Below are 17,048 nucleotides of genomic sequence, written 5' to 3'. Positions count from 1 at the left end.
TTCGCTGCGTACCATCGCGACGATGAGCTCCCCACCGTCCGACGTAGCGGCCCTGCCGGCACCCCCGGCCCCGCCCGTGCCCGTCACCGGCCGGGCGCTGCCCAACGGCCTGGCCGCCTTCCTGGTCTTCTTCTCCAGCGGCGCCGTGCTGGTGCTGGAGACCGTCGCGCTGCGCCTGGTCGGCCCGTATGTCGGGGTGACCCTCCAGGTGACCAGTTCGGTGATCGGCATCGCGCTGGCCGCTATCGCCTACGGGGCGTGGTCCGGCGGCTGGCTGGCCGACCGACGTAACCCGCGGGGCCTGCTGGCGCCGGCGTTGGTGCTGGCCGGCATCGCCACCGCCGTCACCCTGCCCGTCGTCCGGTACGCCGGTGAGGTGCTGCGCGGCGGTGCGGCGAGCGGCATCCTGCTGCTTGTCGCGTTGGCGGTGTTCGTGCCGGCCGCGCTGCTGGCCGCTGTCACCCCGCTGGTGGTGAAACTTCAGCTCGCCGACCTGCGCCGTACCGGCCAGGTGGTCGGTCGACTCTCCGGGATCGGCACCCTCGGCGGCATCACCGCGACCCTGCTGACCGGGTTCGTGCTGGTCGCCGCGCTGCGCAGCACCGTCATCCTGCTGGCCCTGTCGCTCGCGCTCGGGCTGGTCGGCATCGGCCTCGGCTGGTACCTGCGCCGGCAGGAGCCCACCGAGCTGCCTGGTCCGGCCCGGGCCCGGGCCGCGCTGGCAGTGCTCGGCCTGGCCGGGGCGGGGCTGACCACTGTGGCGCCCAACCCGTGCGACATCGAGACCGCGTACCACTGCGCCCGGGTCACCGAGGACCAGGCCCGGCCCACCGGGCGGACGCTGCTGCTCAACTCCGCCCAGCATTCGTACGTGGACCTCGCCGACCCGAAACACCTGGAGTACGCGTACACGAAGTGGATCGGCGCGGTCAGCGACGTCGCCGCGCCGGCCGGTCAGCGCCTGGACGCGCTGCACCTGGGCGGCGGTGGGTTCACTGTGCCGCGATACCTGACCGCGACCCGACCGGGCACCGACAACCTGGTGTTCGAGATCGACGGCGGGCTGGTCGAGCTGGGTGAGCAGGAGCTGGGCGTACGACCGGGGCCGGACCTGCGGGCGGTGGTGGGTGACGCACGGATGCTGGTTGCCGGCGAGCCGACCGACAGCCGTGACCTGGTGGTCGGCGACGCGTTCGGGCACCTGGTGGTGCCCTGGCACCTGGCCACCCGGGAGATGGCCGCCGACGTCCGGCGGGTGACCCGCCCCGGCGGCGTGTACGTGCAGAACGTCATCGACTACCCGCCGCTGCGGTTCATCCGCGCCGAGTTGGCCACTGTGACCGCCGAGTTCGGGCACGTCGCGTTGATCGCGCCGCCGGAAGCGCTGGCCCAGGAGCAGGGCTCCAACTTCCTCATCGTCGGCTCCGACGCGCCGTTGCCGCTGGAAGCCGTCCGGGCCCGGTTGGCCGAGGTGGACCCGAAGGTCAGCCTGCTGTCCGGTGCGGCGCTGACGGACTTCGTCGGCGAGGCGCTTGTGTTGACCGACGATTACGCCCCGGTGGACCAACTGCTGGCCACCGCCTGATCGGGTGACAATCCTGACCGATTCCGATACTCCAGGTGTAGGCGGGCGGTTCCTGGGCAACATCGCTCACCATGGGTGGTGGGGACCGGAACGGCGCGCAGTTGCTCGATGAGCGGTACCGGCTGATCGAGCAGCTCGGCGCGGGCGGCATGTCGGTGGTCTGGCGTGGCTACGACGAGGTGCTCGGTCGCCAGGTCGCGGTGAAGGTGTTGGCGTCCCGGCTGGCCAGCGACCGGGCCTTCCGCCACCGCATCCGGATCGAGGCGCAGGCCGCCGCGCGGCTCTGCCACCCCAACATCACCAACGTGTACGACTACGGCGAGTCCGTGCAGGTCGGGCTGACCGTGCCGTACGTGGTGATGGAGCTGGTCGACGGCGCTTCGCTGGCCAGCCGATTGGGTCGGGAGAGCCAACTGCCGTGGCGGGAGGCGGTGACCATCGGCGCCGAGGTCAGCTCGGCGCTGGCCACCGCGCACGCTCGCGGGGTGGTGCACCGCGACGTCACCCCGGGCAACGTCATGCTCACCTCGACCGGGGTCAAGGTTGTCGACTTCGGCATCTCCGCGCTCGTCGGCGAGAGCGAGAAGGGCCCGGACGGCACGCTGTTGGGCACTCCCGCGTACCTCGCCCCGGAGCGGCTGGACAACGGCCAGGTCTCCCCGGCCACCGACGTGTACGCCGTCGGGCTGCTGCTCTACCGGATGCTCACCGGCCGACTGCCGTGGCAGGCCAGCACGACCACGCAGATGCTGCGCGCCCACATGTACAACGACCCGGAGCCGATGCCCACCGTCCCGGGGCTGCCCGACGGGGTGGCCGACCTGGTCGGACGATGCCTGGCGAAGCGGCCCGCCGACCGGCCGGCCACCGCCGAGCTGACCCGGACGCTCGCCGAGGCGGCCGGCATGCTCGCGGCGGTGCCGGTCTCCCCGGCCGCCGGGCCGTTGGACGCGGCAATGCTCGGCAGCGCGCGTACCACGATCCTGCCCTGGTCGGCGGCGACCGACGCGTTGCCGCTGTCGCGGACCCGCAACCGGGACCGTCGGACGCGGCAGCGGGTGACCCGGCGTCGGCGGGTGGAGGCCGGAGTGGCCGCCGTCGGGCTGATCGCGGTCACCGGTGCGATGTGGGGGTTCACGTCGCGCAGCCCGGCCAGCGGAGGGGACCGGCCGACGACTGAGGCTCGGATGGGTCTGCCGGCGGCGGCGCCCTGCGAGGTGGCGTACGCGTTGCGCACGGACTCCGGCACCGAGTTCTCCGCTGAGCTGACGTTGACCAACACCGGTGGCCGTGAGTTGCGGGACTGGGCGATGAGCTTCACCTTCCCCGGGCAGCAGAAGGTGACGAAGGCGGAGCCCGCGCCGGTGCACCAGCAGGGGAGCAGTGTGCTGATCCGACCGGCGGCCCAGCGCACCACGCTGGCCCCCGGTGCGGCCGAGAAGGTGACCCTCACGGGTAGGTACAGCGGGGCGAACCCGTTGCCTGTGGAGTTCCGGCTGGGCGAGGCGACCTGCGGGGTTCGGGTGTCCGGCGTCGCCGGCAGCGCGCCGTCCACGGCGCCGCCGAGCAAGGCCGCCACGACGAAGGCCCCGCCCAAGGCGGCGAAGGGGTCCAGCGGCTCCGGTTCGGGCGGCGGCGCGTCGAAGGCCAAGCCGCCGAAGCCCGCGAAGGCCCCGGCGAAGCCCGCGAAGGCCAACGGTGGTGGTCCGGGAAAAGCGGAAAGGTGACCAAGGGGCCGCGTGGTCACCGGAAGAAGTAGGCAGGCCACACCGCGTCGCCATGCTTCGGGGGCCGTCGGATGAGTTGGTTCGACTGCCCCGACCGGTCCGGCAGCAGGGTCAGCGCATCCCCGCGAATCGCTGCACCTGGTCGATCCCACCCTCGACGATGAGCACCCCACCCTGGGGAAGCGTGGTGTCGTCGGAGGTGTACCGGAAGCGTTCGCCCGGCAGCTTGGCGCCGACCACGCGTACCCCGAAGCGCTCCTCCGGTTTCAGGTCGAGCACCGTGCGCCCGACCAGGGACTCCGGCACCCGGACGGTGGCGATGGCGAAGTCGTCGTCGAACTCGATGAAGTCGAGCAACCGGCTGACGATCAGGTGCGCGACCCGGTCCCCGGTCTCCGCCTCCGGGAAGATCACGTGGTGCGCGCCCACCGACGCCAGGATCTTGGCGTGCTTCTGCGAGGTGGCCCGCGCCCAGATCTGGGGCACACCCAGCTCGACCAGCGCCAACACGGTGAGCACACTCGCCTCCACCGAGGCCCCGATGGCCACCACCGCCCGCCCGAAACCGGTGATGCCCAACTGTCGCAGCGCCCCCTCCTCGGTCGCGTCGGCCTGAACCACCCGGTCGAGCTGCGCCGACCATCGCTGCACCGTCGCCGGGCTGCGGTCGATGGCCAACACCTCGCGGTCCATCCGGGTCAGCGACCCGGCCAGGTGGCAACCGAATCGACCCAGCCCGATCACCACGATGCCGCCGCTGTCCGCCCGTCTAGCCGACACCTCGGCCCTCCCCGCTTCCACTGGCGCGTTCCCGACGTGCGGGCCGGCCGACGCTTCCGAAACACGCCCTATCCGACAATGGGTTGCTCCTGGGGGTAGCGGTAGAGCCGGCGTCGGGTGTTCAGGGCGATAGCCGACCCCAGGGTGAGCGTCCCGACCCGGCCGATGAACATCAGCACGGTCAGCACCAGTTGGCCGCCGGCCGGCAGTTCGGCGGCCAGACCGATGGTCAGACCGGTGGTGCTGAACGCCGAGGTGATCTCGAACAGCGCCGCGACGAAGCGGACGCCCTCGGTGAGCAGCAGCAACAGCATCGTTCCGGCCGTCACCAACGCGACGCTGAGCAGCGCCACGGTGAGGGCCTGTCGCTGACTCGCGGTGGCCACCCGCCGGTGCCCGATCGTCACGTCGGGCTCACCCCGCAACTCCGCCCAGATGGTGAACGCCAGCAGGAAGAACGTGGAGACCTTGATGCCACCGGCCGTGCTGGCGCTGCCGCCGCCGATGAACATCAGCACGATCAGCAGGGGATAGCTCTCCTCCTGGAGCGCGGCGATGTCCAGGATGCTGAAGCCGCCGGTGCGGCTCAGCGCGATCTGGGTGAACGACGCGAGGACCTTCCCGGGTACGTCGTACTGGCCGATCGTGCTCGCGTTGGTCCACTCGGCGGCGAGCAGGCCAGCGAAGCCCACCAGCAGGAGCACCGCGCTGCCCCAGATGGTCAACTTCGTCGCCACCGCCCAGCGGATCGGCTGCCGCCACTCGCGGACCGCCTCGAAGAGCGCGGGAAACCCGAGACCGCCGATGATCGCTCCGATCGCCAGGGGCAGCGAGACCCACGGATCACGGCTGAAGGCCAGCAGCCCTTCGCTGTAGAGCGCGAAGCCACCGTTGTTGAACGCCTGCACGGCGTGGAAGACGCCCGACCAGAGGGCCTGCCCGAAGGGGTAGTCGTAGGTCAGCCACAGCCGACCGGCGACCAGCACTGTCATCACCGCCTCGCAGGCGAAGACGGTCAGCGCGATCCGGCGGAGCAACCGGCCCACGTCACCGATGCCGAACTCCGCCGTCTCAGCCTGCACCAGCAACCGGTTGCGCAGCCCGAGCTGACTGGAGACCACCAGGATGACCAACGCCGCGACGGTGAGGATGCCGAGGCCGCCGAGCTGGGTGAGCAGGGTGATCACCAACAGTCCCCAGCCGGACCAGTAGTTCGGCGTGTCGGTGATGGCCATGCCGGTGACCGACACGGCCGAGGTGGCGGTGAAGAGCGCGGTGACCACGGGTGGGCGTACGTGTTCGGCGGTCGCCCAGCGCGCCATGAGCAACAGGGTGCCGAGCAGGATCGGCACCAGGAACGCGAACGGCACCAGCCGCACGGGATTGCGGAAGAACCGGCGCACCAGACAATCTTCCTGTCCGCCCGCGGCCCCGGAGTGGGAACGGGCATTCCGGAGATTCATCTGCCGGCCAGCCATCGACCAACTCCTGGCAAATCACAGGCGGTCTGCTTACCCGGACCATCGATGACAGGAGACGGCGTTGCGACGTACCCTTTCGACCCTCGGCGTGGCCAGCGCTCTGCTCGCCGCCGCCGTGGCCCTGCCGACCGTGGCCGCGGCCGAACCAACTGCCAACGCGGATCGCTCCCGGGCCAACGACCGACCAATCGTGATCGGTCACCGTGGCGCCAGCGGCTACCGGCCGGAGCACACGCTGGAGGCGTACCGGTTGGCGATCCGGATGGGTGCCGACTACATCGAGCCGGACCTGGTCTCCACCTCCGACGGCGTGCTGGTCGCCCGGCACGAGAACGAGATCTCCGGCACCACCGACGTGTCGACCCGCCCGGAGTTCGTGGCCCGCAAGGCGACGAAGACCATCGACGGTGTCGCGGTGACCGGGTGGTTCACCGAGGACTTCACAGTCGCCGAGCTGAAGACGCTGCGGGCCAAGGAGCGGCTGCCGCAGGTACGCGTGGCGAACACCGCCTTCGACGGCCGCTTCGAGGTGCCCACCCTCCAGGAGGTCATCGACCTGGCCCGGACCGAGGGGCGGGCACGGGGCCGCACCATCGGCATCTACCCGGAGACCAAGCACCCGAGCTACTTCGCCTCGATCAAACTGCCGTTGGAGGAACCGCTGCTGCGGGTGCTGCGGCAGAACAGGTTGGACCGGAAGAACTCGCCGGTCTTCATCCAGTCGTTCGAGACGGCCAACCTGCGCCGCCTGAGCCGGCTCACCGACGTGAAGCTCGTTCAACTGCTCGACGCGACCGGCCGCCCGTACGACTTCACCGTCGCCGGTGACGCCCGCACCTACCAGGATCTGGTCACGCCCGCCGGGCTGAAGTGGATCGCCGGATACGCCGACGGCATCGGCGCGAACAAGAACCTGATCGTCCCCCGGAACGCCACCGGCGCCCTGCTCGCCCCCACCAACGTGGTACGCGACGCGCACCGGGAGCACCTGCTCGTGCACTCCTGGACGTTCCGCGCCGAGAACCAGTTCCTCCCGGCGGATTTCCGGATCGGCGCCGACCCGAACGCGCGCGGCGACATCACCGCCGAGTACGAACTCTTCCTTGGCCTGGGCCTCGACGGTGTCTTCAGCGACCACCCGGACACTGCCGTCGCCGCACTCGCCGGCCGCTGACCCACATCTCGGCCCGGAGCTGATCCGCTCCGAGCCGACCACCGGGCCGACCACGCCCGGCCCACACGCTGGCCCGCCTTCCGCAACCCGGACGGCGGGCCAGCGGCATGTCTGGGCGGCCCGCGCCGCAAGATCGCACTCGATCCAGGAAGTAGTGGTGTGGCAGCCCTCCGAGGCCACTACAACCAGGATCGAGCACGATCTTGAAGGGGTACCCCTGGCCGAACCGGGCGAATGGCGCAGGGCGACACATGGCTCGGGTGGTCCGTGGGGGTTCGGGCCATCGAGAGCCTGGGTTCCCGGCTCGTGGTGCGGCCCGTTGTAACCCCCGGCCACCTCATTCCTGTTACTTGTGTGTTTCCGCCACATAGCTCGTGGGTGACGTCACTTCTAGCGTGAGCCGTCACGAAGAAGTTCTCTCCCTCTGAGTCCTCATGTGGAGTCGCAATGACGGTCCGGACGACGCGGCGGGCGTTCCTCTCCGCCGCCACGATGATGGCCGCGGCGCTGGCCGCCACGGCCTGTGGCAGCCCGCAGGACACCGCCACCGGCGGCGGCGACAGTGCCGCGCCGGTCAAGGTCGGCCTGGTGTACTCCCAGTCGGGAGCCCTGGCCAGCTATGGAAAGCAGTACATCGAGGGGTTCAAGGCGGGGCTGGACTTCGCCACCAAGGGCACCGGCAAGGTCGGTGACCGGAAGATCGAGCTGACCGAGGTCGACGACGCCGGCGACCCGGCCAAGGCGGTCTCCGCGGCGAAGGACCTGATCGGCAAGGGCACGAAGATCATCGCCGGCTCCACCGCCTCCGGTGTGGCGCTCCAGGTCGCGCCGATCGCGGCGCAGAACAAGGTCCTGTTCATCTCCGGCCCGGCCGCCACGGACGCGGTGACCGGCGCGAACAAGTACACCTTCCGCTCCGGACGGCAGTCCTACCAGGACGTGGTGACCGCCAAGTCGTTCATCGGCGATCCCACCGGCAAGAAGGTAGTGGTCTTCGCCCAGGACGGCGCGTTCGGTGACGCCAACGAGGCAGCCGTCAAGGCCGTCATCGGCAGTGCCGGCGCGACAGTGACCAGCGTCCGCGCTCCGGCCAGTGCCACCGAGTTCACCCCGTTCGCCAGCCAGATCAAGGCCGCCAAGCCGGACCTGCTCTTCGTGGCGTGGGCGGGCACCACCGCCCCGGCCATGTGGCAGACCCTCGACCAGCAGGGCGTCCTGTCGTCGACCACTGTCGTCACCGGCCTGGACATCCGGGCCTCGTGGCCGACCTTCGGTGCTGCCGGCGCGAAGATCTCCTTCCTGTCGCACTACTTCGACGGTGCCAGCGACACCGAGGCCAGCAAGGCGCTGAAGGCCACTGTCAACACCATCGACCTGTTCCACCCGGACGGCTTCGCCGCCGCGCAGATGGTGGTCCGTGCCGCGCAGGAGGGTGGGGACGACGTCGACAAGATGGTCACCGCCCTGGAGGGCTGGAGCTTCGACGGGGTCAAGGGCAAGATGACCATCCGCGCCGCCGACCACGCGCTGCTCCAGCCGATGTTCCAGGCCAAGCTGACCGGCAGCGGCACCGCGTTCACCGCTACCGCGCAGAAGAGCCTCACCGGTGACGAGACCGCGCCGCCGGCCGTGGCCATGAAGGGCTGACCATGCTCGCCACCCGCGGTCTGACCTGGCGGATCGGTGAGGTCGCCATCGTCGACAGCGTCTACCTCGATCTGGCGCCCGGGGAGTTCCTGGGCGTCATCGGGCCCAACGGCGCCGGTAAGACCTCACTGTTCAACCTGATCACCGGCCTGCGCCGGGCCACCGAGGGCCGGGTCGTCCTGGACGGGCAGGACATCGGTGCGCTTCCGCCGCACCGGCGGGCCCGCCTCGGTCTGGGCCGCACCTTCCAGGCGTCCTCGGTCTTCGGCTCGCTGAGCGTGCGAGAGAACGTCCGGCTCGCCGTGCAGGCGCACCGCGGGGGCTCGATGGCGCTGTGGCGGAGGGCGGCGGCCGACCGGGAGGTCGCCGCCGCCGCCGACGCGGCGCTCGACCGGGTCGGCCTCGCCCACCGGGGTACGGCCCTCGCCGGCACCCTGGCCCACGGCGAGAAGCGCAAGCTGGAGATCGCCCTGCTGCTCGCCGGGGAACCGCGGGTGATGCTGCTGGACGAGCCGATGGCCGGGGTCAGCGCCGAGGACGTGCCGGAGCTGGTCGCCGTCATCAAGTCGTTGACCGGCGACAGCGGCCGCGCGGTGCTGATGGTCGAACACCACATGGACGTCATCCTGGAACTGGCCGACCGCATCGCCGTCATGCACCACGGCGCGCTGCTGGCCTGCGACACCCCGGAGACGGTGATGGCCAACCCCACAGTGCAAGAGGCCTACCTGGGGGAGTCGCTGTGAGCGCGAGGAGTGAGCCGGGTTTGCGAGCCCCGCAGTCGCGAACGGAGGCAGCCCTGATGGAACCGATCCTCAGTGTGGAGGAGCTGTCGGTCCGGATCTCCGGGCTGCACATCCTCCAGGGGGTGGCGTTCACTGTCGCCCCGACCGGCGTGACAGTTCTGCTCGGTCGTAACGGCGTCGGCAAGACCACCACGCTGCGCGCGATCGTCGGCCTCACCCCGCCCGCCGGGGAGGTGCGCGGCACCATCCGGATGGGCGCGCAGAGTCTGCTGGCCCGGCCGACGCACCGGCTGGTCCGCGGCGGGCTCGGCTACGTGCCCGAGGACCGCTGCGTGTTCGCCGGCCTCACCGTCGCGGAGAACCTGCGGCTCGCCGAGCGGCGTGGCACCACCCCGGCGTACGACAAGGTCTTCGCGCTCTTTCCGGAGCTGGACCGACGCGGACGGCAACGGGCCGGTTCGCTCTCCGGCGGGCAGCAACAGATGCTCGCCATTGGTCGGGTACTGCTCAACGACAACCGGCTGCTGCTCGTCGACGAGCCGACCAAGGGGTTGGCGCCGAAGGTGGTGACCGAGGTGGCCGAGGTGTTGGAACGGGTCGCGGAGTCGGTGCCGGTGCTGCTGGTCGAGCAGAACCTGGCAGTCGTACGCCGACTGGCCCGCGACGCGGTCGTGCTGGCCGCCGGCAAGGTGGCCTGGACCGGCGACGCCCACGAGTTGCTGTTGGAGACCGCGTTGACGAAGTCGTTGCTCGGGGTCGGCTCGGCGGAGGTGCAGCACTGATGGGCACCGTGATCCTGTTGGCGTTGACCGGGCTCGGCCTGGCGGCGCTGTACTTCCTGGTCGCCTCCGGCCTGTCCCTGGTCTTCGGCCTTGCCGACGTGCTCAACTTCGCGCACGGGCTGTTCCTCGGCGTCGGCGCGTACGGCACCTGGTGGGCGGCGGGCAACCTGCCCGGCGCCGGCCCGGACGGGTTCGGCTTCGTGTTGGCTGTCGCCTTCGGGGTGGCCGCCGGAACGCTTGTCGCGATCCTGGTCGAGCTGGTGCTGATCCGCCCGCTGTACTCCCGCACCATCGAGCAGGTGCTGGTCACCGTCGGGCTGTCGCTGGCCGGGGTGGCGTTGCTCCAGGCCACCTGGGGTGCGGACGCCCGGCCGTTCCCGCGTCCGGACTGGACCCGGCAGGTGACCGGGATCTTCGGCGCGCAGGTGCCCAACGGTGGCCTGCTGCTGATCATCGCGGCGGTGCTGGTGCTCGGTGCGATCCTGGCGTTCCTGCGCTGGACCCGGTACGGCCTGGTGATCCGGGCCGGTGTGGAGAACCGGGAGATGGTGACGGCGCTGGGCATCGACGTCCGCAAGGCGTTCACGTTGGTCTTCGCGATCGGTGGGGCGGCCGCCGCGCTCGCCGGAGCGCTCGGCGGGGTCTACTTCGGCACCGTCTCGCCCGGGCAGGGCGGCTCGCTGCTGATCTTCGCGTTCATCGTGGTGGTGATCGGCGGGATGGGCTCGGTGGTCGGCTCCGCGTACGCGGCGGTCGTGGTCGGGCTGGTGCAGCAGTTCGTCAACTACTACGGCACGTCCGGGCTGGGCGACATCTGCGTGGTCGGGCTGCTGGCCGTGGTGCTGCTGCTGCGCCCGCAGGGCATCGCCGGAAAGGTGGCAACGGCATGACGGTGATCGACGCGCCTCGCGCGCAGGTGCCCGACGAACTGAGTCCGCAGCGGGGGCGGTGGCACCGGGTCCGCCCGTTCCTGCCGCTCGTCGCACTGGTCGTGCTGGCGATCCTGCCCTACTCGACGATCTCCCTGCCGGGGATCTTCGAGGGGCCGGTCAACTCACCCGGCACCCTGCAACTGCTCGCCATCTGCCTGATCTTCGGCGGGCTGGCGGCCGGGTACGACCTGCTCTTCGGCCGGACCGGGATGCTCTCCTTCGGGCACGCCCTGTACTTCGCCGCCGGTGTCTACGGCACCGACATCCTCATCACCCGGGCCGGTCTGCCGCTGTGGCAGGCGGCGCTGCTGACCGTCACCGGCGGCACCATCCTCGCCGCGCTGCTCGGCGCGGTGGCGCTGCGGACGGTGGGTATCGCGTTCGCCATGGTCACGTTGGCCTTCGCCCAGGTCGGCGCGATCCTGGTGGCCCGGGACTTCGGCGGGCTCACCGGCGGTGAGGAGGGCCTGCCGCTGGACGTGTCCGGGTTGCCCGCCGGCCTGGTGGGGGTGACGAACACCGTCAACCTGTACTGGTTGGCGCTGGCGTACCTGACCCTGGTGGTCTTCGTGGTGCACCGGGTGAGCGGGTCACCGACCGGTCGGGTGCTCGCCGGGCTGCGCGACGACGAGCGGCGGATCGGCGTGCTCGGGTTGGACCCGTACCGCTACAAGCTGGTGGCCTTCACACTGGCCGGCGGGTTGGCGTCGGCGGGCGGGGTGGTCTACGTCCTGATCGTCGGCGGCGCGTCGCCGCACATCACGTCGTCCGAGCTGACCCTGTCGCTGCTGGTCATGGTGGTGCTCGGCGGGCCGGGCACCCGGTGGGGTCCGGTGCTCGGTGGTGTCCTCTACATGTACCTGGATCACCGGCTCACCGCCTTCGGCACGAGCGACGCGGTGGACAACCTGCCGGCCGTCCTCAGCCGTCCGCTGAGCCAGCCGCTGTTCGTCCTGGGGACCGTCTTCATCCTGGCTGTCTACTTCTTCCCAGGTGGTCTGACCAGTTTGGCTCCCCGCCTGTCCCACCTGACCCGATCCCTCCGCCCCCCACGCCGCCGCTGACCGCTCGCACCCGCTTCCACCCCGTCGATCATGAAGTTACTGCCATGACACGCCGCGTCGAATGGCGATAGCTTCATGATCGACGGGGTTCTTCGTACGGGAGGTCGGGAGATGGACTCGCGGGTTGCGGTAGTCAGTGGGGGCGGGACGGGGATCGGGGCGGCAGTGGCGGGAGTGCTCGCCCGCGACGGTTACGACGTCCTGATCGTCGGGCGGCGGGCGGACGTGTTGACGGCCGCCGCCGAGCAGATCGCCGCGGACTGCGGGCGGCCGGACGCGGTCACCACGGTGGTCGCGGATCTGACCGATCCGGAGCAGCTCGACACGGTCCTCGCGGCGGTTGGTGACCGGCCGGTCGACGTGGTGGTCAACAACGCTGGCGGCTACCTGGCCGGGGACACCGGCACGTTCGCCGGAACCGCCGCGCACTGGCGGGCCAACCTGGACGCCAACGTGCTCACCGCCGTGCTGCTGACCGAGGCTCTGCGGCCGGCTCTGCGGCGACCCGGCGGGCGAGTGATCCTGGTCAGCTCGATCGCCGCCCAGCGCGGCGGCGGTGGGCCGTACTCGGCGGCGAAGGCGGCTCTGCACGGTTGGGCGTACGACCTGGCCGCGCAGCTTGGTCCGGAGCAGATCACCGTCAACGTGGTGAGCCCCGGCTACGTCGCCGAGACCGAGTTCTTCGGTGACCGGATGACCGCCGAGGGGCACGCGAAGCGGGTGGCGGCGACCCTGGTCGGACGCGCCGGGCTGCCGGACGACATCGCCGAAGCGGTCCGCTATCTGGCCAGCCCGGCGGCCGGCTACGTCACAGGCCAGATCCTGGGCGTCAACGGCGGCTCAGTCCTAGGCCGCTGAAGCCCCGCGACCGCGTTGATCAAGAGGTTTGCGTCGGAATCCGGCCGAATGATGACGCAAACCTCTTGATCAACAGGGGGATGACGGACAGCGCTGGTAGAAATGCCGGGTGGAGACAGCAGAGCGGGCAGCGGTACGCGAGCGGGCCGAGGCGGTGCTGCGCCGGCTGGCCGGTGACCACGCCCGGCTGCGCGAGGATCAGTGGCGCGCCATCGAGGCGCTGGTCGTCGACCGGCGGCGGGTGCTCTGCGTCCAGCGCACCGGTTGGGGCAAGTCGGCCGTCTACTTCGTGGCCACCGCCCTGCTCCGGGACCGCGAGCAGGGCCACCAGGCCGGGCCGACAGTCATCGTCTCGCCGCTGCTGGCGTTGATGCGCAACCAGGTCGAGGCCGCCGCTCGGGCCGGCATCCGGGCCCGCACGATCAACTCGGCGAACCTCGACGAGTGGGACGAGATCACCGCCGAGATCCAGAGCGGCGCGGTCGACGTGCTGCTGATCAGCCCGGAACGCCTCAACAACCCGGACTTCCGCGACGGCGTCCTGCCGAAGTTGGCGGCGACCACCGGCCTGCTGGTTGTCGACGAGGCGCACTGCGTCTCCGACTGGGGGCACGACTTCCGGCCGGACTACCGGCGGCTGCGGACGTTCCTCGCCGAGCTGCCCGAGCGCACCCCCGTGCTGGCGACCACCGCCACCGCCAACGCCCGGGTCACCCAGGACGTCGCCGAGCAGCTGGGCGACGCCCTCATCCTGCGCGGCACCCTGGACCGCGAGTCGCTGCGCCTCGGGGTGCTCGACCTGCCCAGCCCGGCGCACCGGTTGGCCTGGCTCGCCGACCACCTGGACCAGCTGCCCGGCTCGGGCATCGTCTACACGCTGACAGTGGCGGCAGCGGGGGAGACTGCCGAGTTCCTGCGCTCCCGGGGTTATCCGGTCGCCTCGTACAGCGGGCAGTCCGACGACGCCGATCGGCGCGCCGCCGAACAGGACCTGCTCGACAACAAGATCAAGGCGTTGGTCGCCACCAGCGCCCTCGGAATGGGCTTCGACAAGCCCGACCTGGGCTTCGTCGTCCACCTCGGCGCGCCACCCTCGCCGATCGCGTACTACCAGCAGGTCGGCCGCGCGGGCCGCGCCGTCGAGCACGCCGAGGTGCTGCTGCTGCCCGGCGTCGAGGACGCCGCGATCTGGCGTTACTTCGCCTCGCTGGCGTTCCCACCGGAGCAGCAGGTCCGGGCCGTGCTGGCCGCCCTGCACGCCGACCGCCCGCTCTCCACCCAGGCGCTTGAACCCCTCGTCGACCTGCGCCGGACCCGGTTGGAGCTGATGCTCAAGGTGCTCGACGTGGACGGCGCGGTCCGCCGGGTGCGCGGCGGTTGGCTCGCCACCGGCGAGCCGTGGGTCTACGACGAGGCACGGTTGCGCCGCGTCGCCGAGGCGCGCACCGTCGAGCAACAGGCCATGCGGGAGTACGCGACCACGTCCGACTGCCGAATGCGGTATCTACGGGAACGCCTGGACGACACCGAGGCGGCCGACTGCGGCCGGTGCGACAGGTGCGCCGACCCGCTCTTCGTCGCGGACGTGTCGACTGCCGCGCTCGCCGCCGCGCAGACCTTCCTGGGGCGACCCGGCGTGGAGATCGCGCCGAAGAAGCTCTGGCCGACCGGGCTCGACGCGGTGGGCGTACCCCTCAAGGGCCGGATCGCCCCCGCGGACCAGGCGCTGCCGGGCCGGGCCGTCGGGCGCCTCTCCGACCTGGGCTGGGGCGGCCGGCTGCGTGCTCTCGTCGGCCCGGAAGCGCCGGACGCGCCGCTGCCCGACGACGTCGCCGGCGCGGTCGTGGAGGTGCTGAAGGCGTGGGCGCACGGCGACGACCCGTGGCCCCGCCGGCCGGTGGCGGTGGTCGCTGTCGGTTCCCGGCGGCGGCCCCGGCTGCTCGGCTCGCTCGCCGAGCGGATCGCCACGGTGGGCCGGCTGCCGCTGCTCGGCGAGGTCACCGCGACCGGCCCCGACGGCCCGGCCGGGCCGCGCGGCAACAGCGCCCAACGGGTACGCGCCCTGCACGACACCTTCACCGTGCCGACCGACCTGGCCGAGGCCCTGGCTGGGCTGGACGGCCCGGTGCTGCTCGTCGACGACCTGATCGACTCGGGCTGGACGATGACGCTGGTGGCCCGGGCCCTACGCCGGGCCGGCGCGACCGGCGTGCTCCCGCTCGCCCTCGCGGTGGCCGGCTGACCCGCTGCGTTCGGGTCGGTGGTGGGACCGGCCCTCGGCGATGCTCGGGTCCGCGCCGCCGGCCGCGCCCGGTCGGGGCGATGCTCGGGTCCGCGCTGCCGGCCGCGCCCGGTCGGGGCGATGCTCGGGTCTGCGCCGCCGGTCGTGCCTGGTCGGGGCGTCGCCCGGTGCTGCGGCGCGGTCTGCGCCGGTCGGGTGGAAAAGTTCCCGGGCGGTGTCGAGTGCGACGGTCGCCACGCCGTCCGGGCGTCGGCCTGACCCGGCCGGGCACGGCGGTACCGTGGGCGGCATGACCGACCAGCAGCCCGTCACCCGTGCGCGCACCGATGCGGGCAGGATCGCTGGCGGCGAGGCCGGCCGGGCGCGGGGCGTCGGTCGTGGCTGACCAGGGCCCGGCCGAGCCGGACCGGAGCACGCTCCGGCTGGCGCTGGTGGTCGGCGGGCTGGTGCTGGCGGTGCTGCTCGGCTTCGGTCTCGGCCGGCTGAACGCCAACGGTGCCGCCACCGGCAGCCCGTCGTTGGCCGCCGAGCACACCGACCCGCCGGGTGTCGCGCCGCACAACCACGGCTCCGCCACGACCACCGATCAGGGCGCGGCCACCGAGCCGGGCGGTCTCGCGGTCAGCTCGGCCGGGTTCACACTGGCGCCCCTGGCCACCGAGTTCGCGGCGGGTCGCCCCGGTCAGCTCCGCTTCCAGGTGCGCGACGCGCAGCGCCGGCCGGTGACCCGGTTCGCCATCGTGCACGACAAGCCGATGCACCTCATCGTCGTCCGGCGGGACCTGACCGGTTACCAGCATCTGCACCCGACAATGGCGGCGGACGGCACCTGGTCGGTGCCGTTGACCCTCGCGCAGCCGGGCCTCTGGCGCGCGTACGCCGACTTCACTGTGGTCGCCGACAACGGCGCGCAGACCGCTGTGACCCTCGGCACGGACCTGGTGGCGCCCGGCGACTACCGACCCCGTCCACTGCCGGGGCCGGCCACCTCGACGACAGTGAACGGCTTCACCGTCGGCTACCAGGGCACTGCGCAGGCCGGGGCGACAGTGCCGCTGACCTTCCGGGTCGACGGCGCTGCCGGCGCAGCCCCGCTGGAGCGGTACCTCGGGGCGTACGGGCATCTGGTGGCGTTGCGCGAGGGCGACCTCGGCTATCTGCACGTGCACCCGGAAACCGAGTTGGTGGACGGTCAGATCAAGTTCTGGTTGACCACCCCTGGCCCGGGCCGCTATCGCCTCTACCTCGACTTCCAGGTGAACGCCGAAGTCCGAACCGCCGAGTTCACCCTGACCGTCCCCTAGCCCGCCCGGGCCCCTCGCCCACTCTCGTTGACCATGAAGTTATTGCCTCTGGGCGCGGCGTGTCGGGGCAACAACTTCATGATCAACCCCGACGGGGTGGGGGTGGGGGTGGGGGTGGGGGTGGGGGTTAGCCGGCTCGGCGGATGGGGCGGCGGGCCAGGTAGCGGAGCAGATCGCGGATGTGGTGCTTCTCCTCGGCGGGGACCGTGGGGTCGGCCAGCCGGTCCAGGATGGCCCGGACGTCGGCCTCGACCGGGCCCTCGTCATGGCGTCGGCGGGGCGCGGGGCCGGCGTCGGGCAGCCCGAGCGCGCGGAACGCGGCGGCGACCGGCAGATCCAGCGCGGCGCAGAAGCCGCGCACCTTGGCCAACTCGGGATAGTCCTGCCAGTCGCCGGCCAGCCAGCGGAACACGGTGGAGCGACCCACGCCCGTGTGCGAGGCAAGATCAGTCACGGTCCAGCCACGTTCGTCGCGAGCGTCATCGATGGCGCGCCGGACGAAGCGGGCGAAGGCCATCTGCGGTGATACGTCGGCTGATCCCATCCCTGTGTGTCTTCCCCTCCTGACGGAGCACCGGGACGATGCGCCTTCCGAGGGTAGTACGCCGGGACACGGAAACAATTGACTGACCGCACAAACTGTCCCGTGGACGAGACTTTTCTCTGGAAGTGTGTGTGCAGAACGAAAATTGCATCGAGCGATCTTCATCGTTCTTCCATTAAGCT

At 71.4% G+C, this 17,048-nt stretch carries 14 protein-coding genes; 11 read left to right on the top strand and 3 right to left on the bottom strand.

Going from position 1 to position 17,048, the window contains the following annotated elements; translation table 11 throughout:
• Nucleotides 1–22: 22 nt before the first annotated feature.
• Both OHB44_RS31040 and OHB44_RS31035 read left to right on the top strand, forming a co-directional pair.
• On the top strand, nt 23–1,585 hold the full coding sequence (locus tag OHB44_RS31040; protein WP_330439007.1) for a fused MFS/spermidine synthase: 1,563 nt from the start codon (nt 23–25) through the stop codon (nt 1,583–1,585).
• Nucleotides 1,586–1,656: 71 nt separating this feature from the next.
• Entirely contained in the window at nt 1,657–3,312 is a 1,656-nt protein-coding gene (locus OHB44_RS31035; protein WP_330439006.1) for a serine/threonine-protein kinase, read from the top strand.
• Nucleotides 3,313–3,423: 111 nt separating this feature from the next.
• Here OHB44_RS31035 and OHB44_RS31030 read toward each other — a convergent pair whose 3' ends face one another.
• Together OHB44_RS31030 and OHB44_RS31025 are read right to left on the bottom strand one after the other, a co-directional pair.
• Entirely contained in the window at nt 3,424–4,092 is a 669-nt protein-coding gene (locus OHB44_RS31030) for a potassium channel family protein (protein ID WP_238684565.1), read from the bottom strand.
• Nucleotides 4,093–4,160: 68 nt separating this feature from the next.
• Entirely contained in the window at nt 4,161–5,495 is a 1,335-nt protein-coding gene (locus tag OHB44_RS31025) for a TrkH family potassium uptake protein (RefSeq protein WP_238684566.1), read from the bottom strand.
• 139 nt (nt 5,496–5,634) lie between these two features.
• On the opposite strand from OHB44_RS31025, the gene OHB44_RS31020 reads away from it, so the two are divergent.
• From OHB44_RS31020 to OHB44_RS30980, 9 genes are all read left to right on the top strand, one after another.
• Nucleotides 5,635–6,747, top strand: coding sequence for a glycerophosphodiester phosphodiesterase (locus OHB44_RS31020; protein WP_330439005.1), 1,113 nt, complete (start codon nt 5,635–5,637; stop codon nt 6,745–6,747).
• A 447-nt stretch (nt 6,748–7,194) separates the two neighbouring features.
• The gene (locus OHB44_RS31015; RefSeq protein WP_238684568.1) at nt 7,195–8,394 is read left to right on the top strand and encodes a substrate-binding domain-containing protein; all 1,200 of its coding nucleotides are present in this window, start codon (nt 7,195–7,197) and stop codon (nt 8,392–8,394) included.
• 2 nt (nt 8,395–8,396) lie between these two features.
• On the top strand, nt 8,397–9,140 hold the full coding sequence (locus OHB44_RS31010) for an ABC transporter ATP-binding protein (protein ID WP_238678101.1): 744 nt from the start codon (nt 8,397–8,399) through the stop codon (nt 9,138–9,140).
• Between the two features lie 56 nt (nt 9,141–9,196).
• Nucleotides 9,197–9,922 (top strand): ABC transporter ATP-binding protein, encoded by a 726-nt coding sequence (locus tag OHB44_RS31005; RefSeq protein ID WP_330439004.1) that lies wholly within the window; start codon nt 9,197–9,199, stop codon nt 9,920–9,922.
• Nucleotides 9,922–10,812, top strand: coding sequence for a branched-chain amino acid ABC transporter permease (locus tag OHB44_RS31000; RefSeq protein WP_112584735.1), 891 nt, complete (start codon nt 9,922–9,924; stop codon nt 10,810–10,812). Before OHB44_RS31005 ends, OHB44_RS31000 begins: the two co-directional genes overlap by 1 nt.
• Entirely contained in the window at nt 10,809–11,918 is a 1,110-nt protein-coding gene (locus tag OHB44_RS30995) for a branched-chain amino acid ABC transporter permease (protein WP_330439003.1), read from the top strand. The genes OHB44_RS31000 and OHB44_RS30995 overlap by 4 nt, the downstream gene beginning before the upstream one ends.
• A 111-nt stretch (nt 11,919–12,029) precedes the next feature.
• Nucleotides 12,030–12,776 (top strand): SDR family NAD(P)-dependent oxidoreductase, encoded by a 747-nt coding sequence (locus tag OHB44_RS30990; protein ID WP_238684571.1) that lies wholly within the window; start codon nt 12,030–12,032, stop codon nt 12,774–12,776.
• 109 nt (nt 12,777–12,885) lie between these two features.
• Entirely contained in the window at nt 12,886–15,018 is a 2,133-nt protein-coding gene (locus tag OHB44_RS30985) for a RecQ family ATP-dependent DNA helicase (protein ID WP_238684572.1), read from the top strand.
• A gap of 377 nt (nt 15,019–15,395) precedes the next feature.
• Nucleotides 15,396–16,322, top strand: coding sequence for a hypothetical protein (locus tag OHB44_RS30980; RefSeq protein ID WP_238684573.1), 927 nt, complete (start codon nt 15,396–15,398; stop codon nt 16,320–16,322).
• Between the two features lie 127 nt (nt 16,323–16,449).
• Here the strand turns inward: OHB44_RS30980 and OHB44_RS30975 are convergent, their stop codons facing one another.
• On the bottom strand, nt 16,450–16,866 hold the full coding sequence (locus tag OHB44_RS30975; protein WP_030491673.1) for a helix-turn-helix domain-containing protein: 417 nt from the start codon (nt 16,864–16,866) through the stop codon (nt 16,450–16,452).
• Between the last annotated feature and the right edge of the window lie 182 nt (nt 16,867–17,048).

The sequence above is a fragment of the Micromonospora sp. NBC_00821 genome (assembly GCF_036347035.1).
Taxonomy (GTDB): Bacteria; Actinomycetota; Actinomycetes; order Mycobacteriales; family Micromonosporaceae; genus Micromonospora; species Micromonospora hortensis.
The sequence above is the reverse complement of the archived record's forward strand: the minus strand, read 5'-3'. Positions and strand labels throughout refer to the sequence as shown.

Coding starts and splice junctions, on each gene's coding strand:
- OHB44_RS30990 (WP_238684571.1), top strand. CDS start 12,030: ATGGACTCGCGGGTTGCGGTAGTCAGTGGGGGCGGGACGGGGATCGGG.
- OHB44_RS31000 (WP_112584735.1), top strand. CDS start 9,922: ATGGGCACCGTGATCCTGTTGGCGTTGACCGGGCTCGGCCTGGCGGCG.
- OHB44_RS31035 (WP_330439006.1), top strand. CDS start 1,657: ATGGGTGGTGGGGACCGGAACGGCGCGCAGTTGCTCGATGAGCGGTAC.
- OHB44_RS31005 (WP_330439004.1), top strand. CDS start 9,197: ATGGAACCGATCCTCAGTGTGGAGGAGCTGTCGGTCCGGATCTCCGGG.
- OHB44_RS30995 (WP_330439003.1), top strand. CDS start 10,809: ATGACGGTGATCGACGCGCCTCGCGCGCAGGTGCCCGACGAACTGAGT.
- OHB44_RS30975 (WP_030491673.1), bottom strand. CDS start 16,866: ATGGGATCAGCCGACGTATCACCGCAGATGGCCTTCGCCCGCTTCGTC.
- OHB44_RS31010 (WP_238678101.1), top strand. CDS start 8,397: ATGCTCGCCACCCGCGGTCTGACCTGGCGGATCGGTGAGGTCGCCATC.
- OHB44_RS31040 (WP_330439007.1), top strand. CDS start 23: ATGAGCTCCCCACCGTCCGACGTAGCGGCCCTGCCGGCACCCCCGGCC.
- OHB44_RS31015 (WP_238684568.1), top strand. CDS start 7,195: ATGACGGTCCGGACGACGCGGCGGGCGTTCCTCTCCGCCGCCACGATG.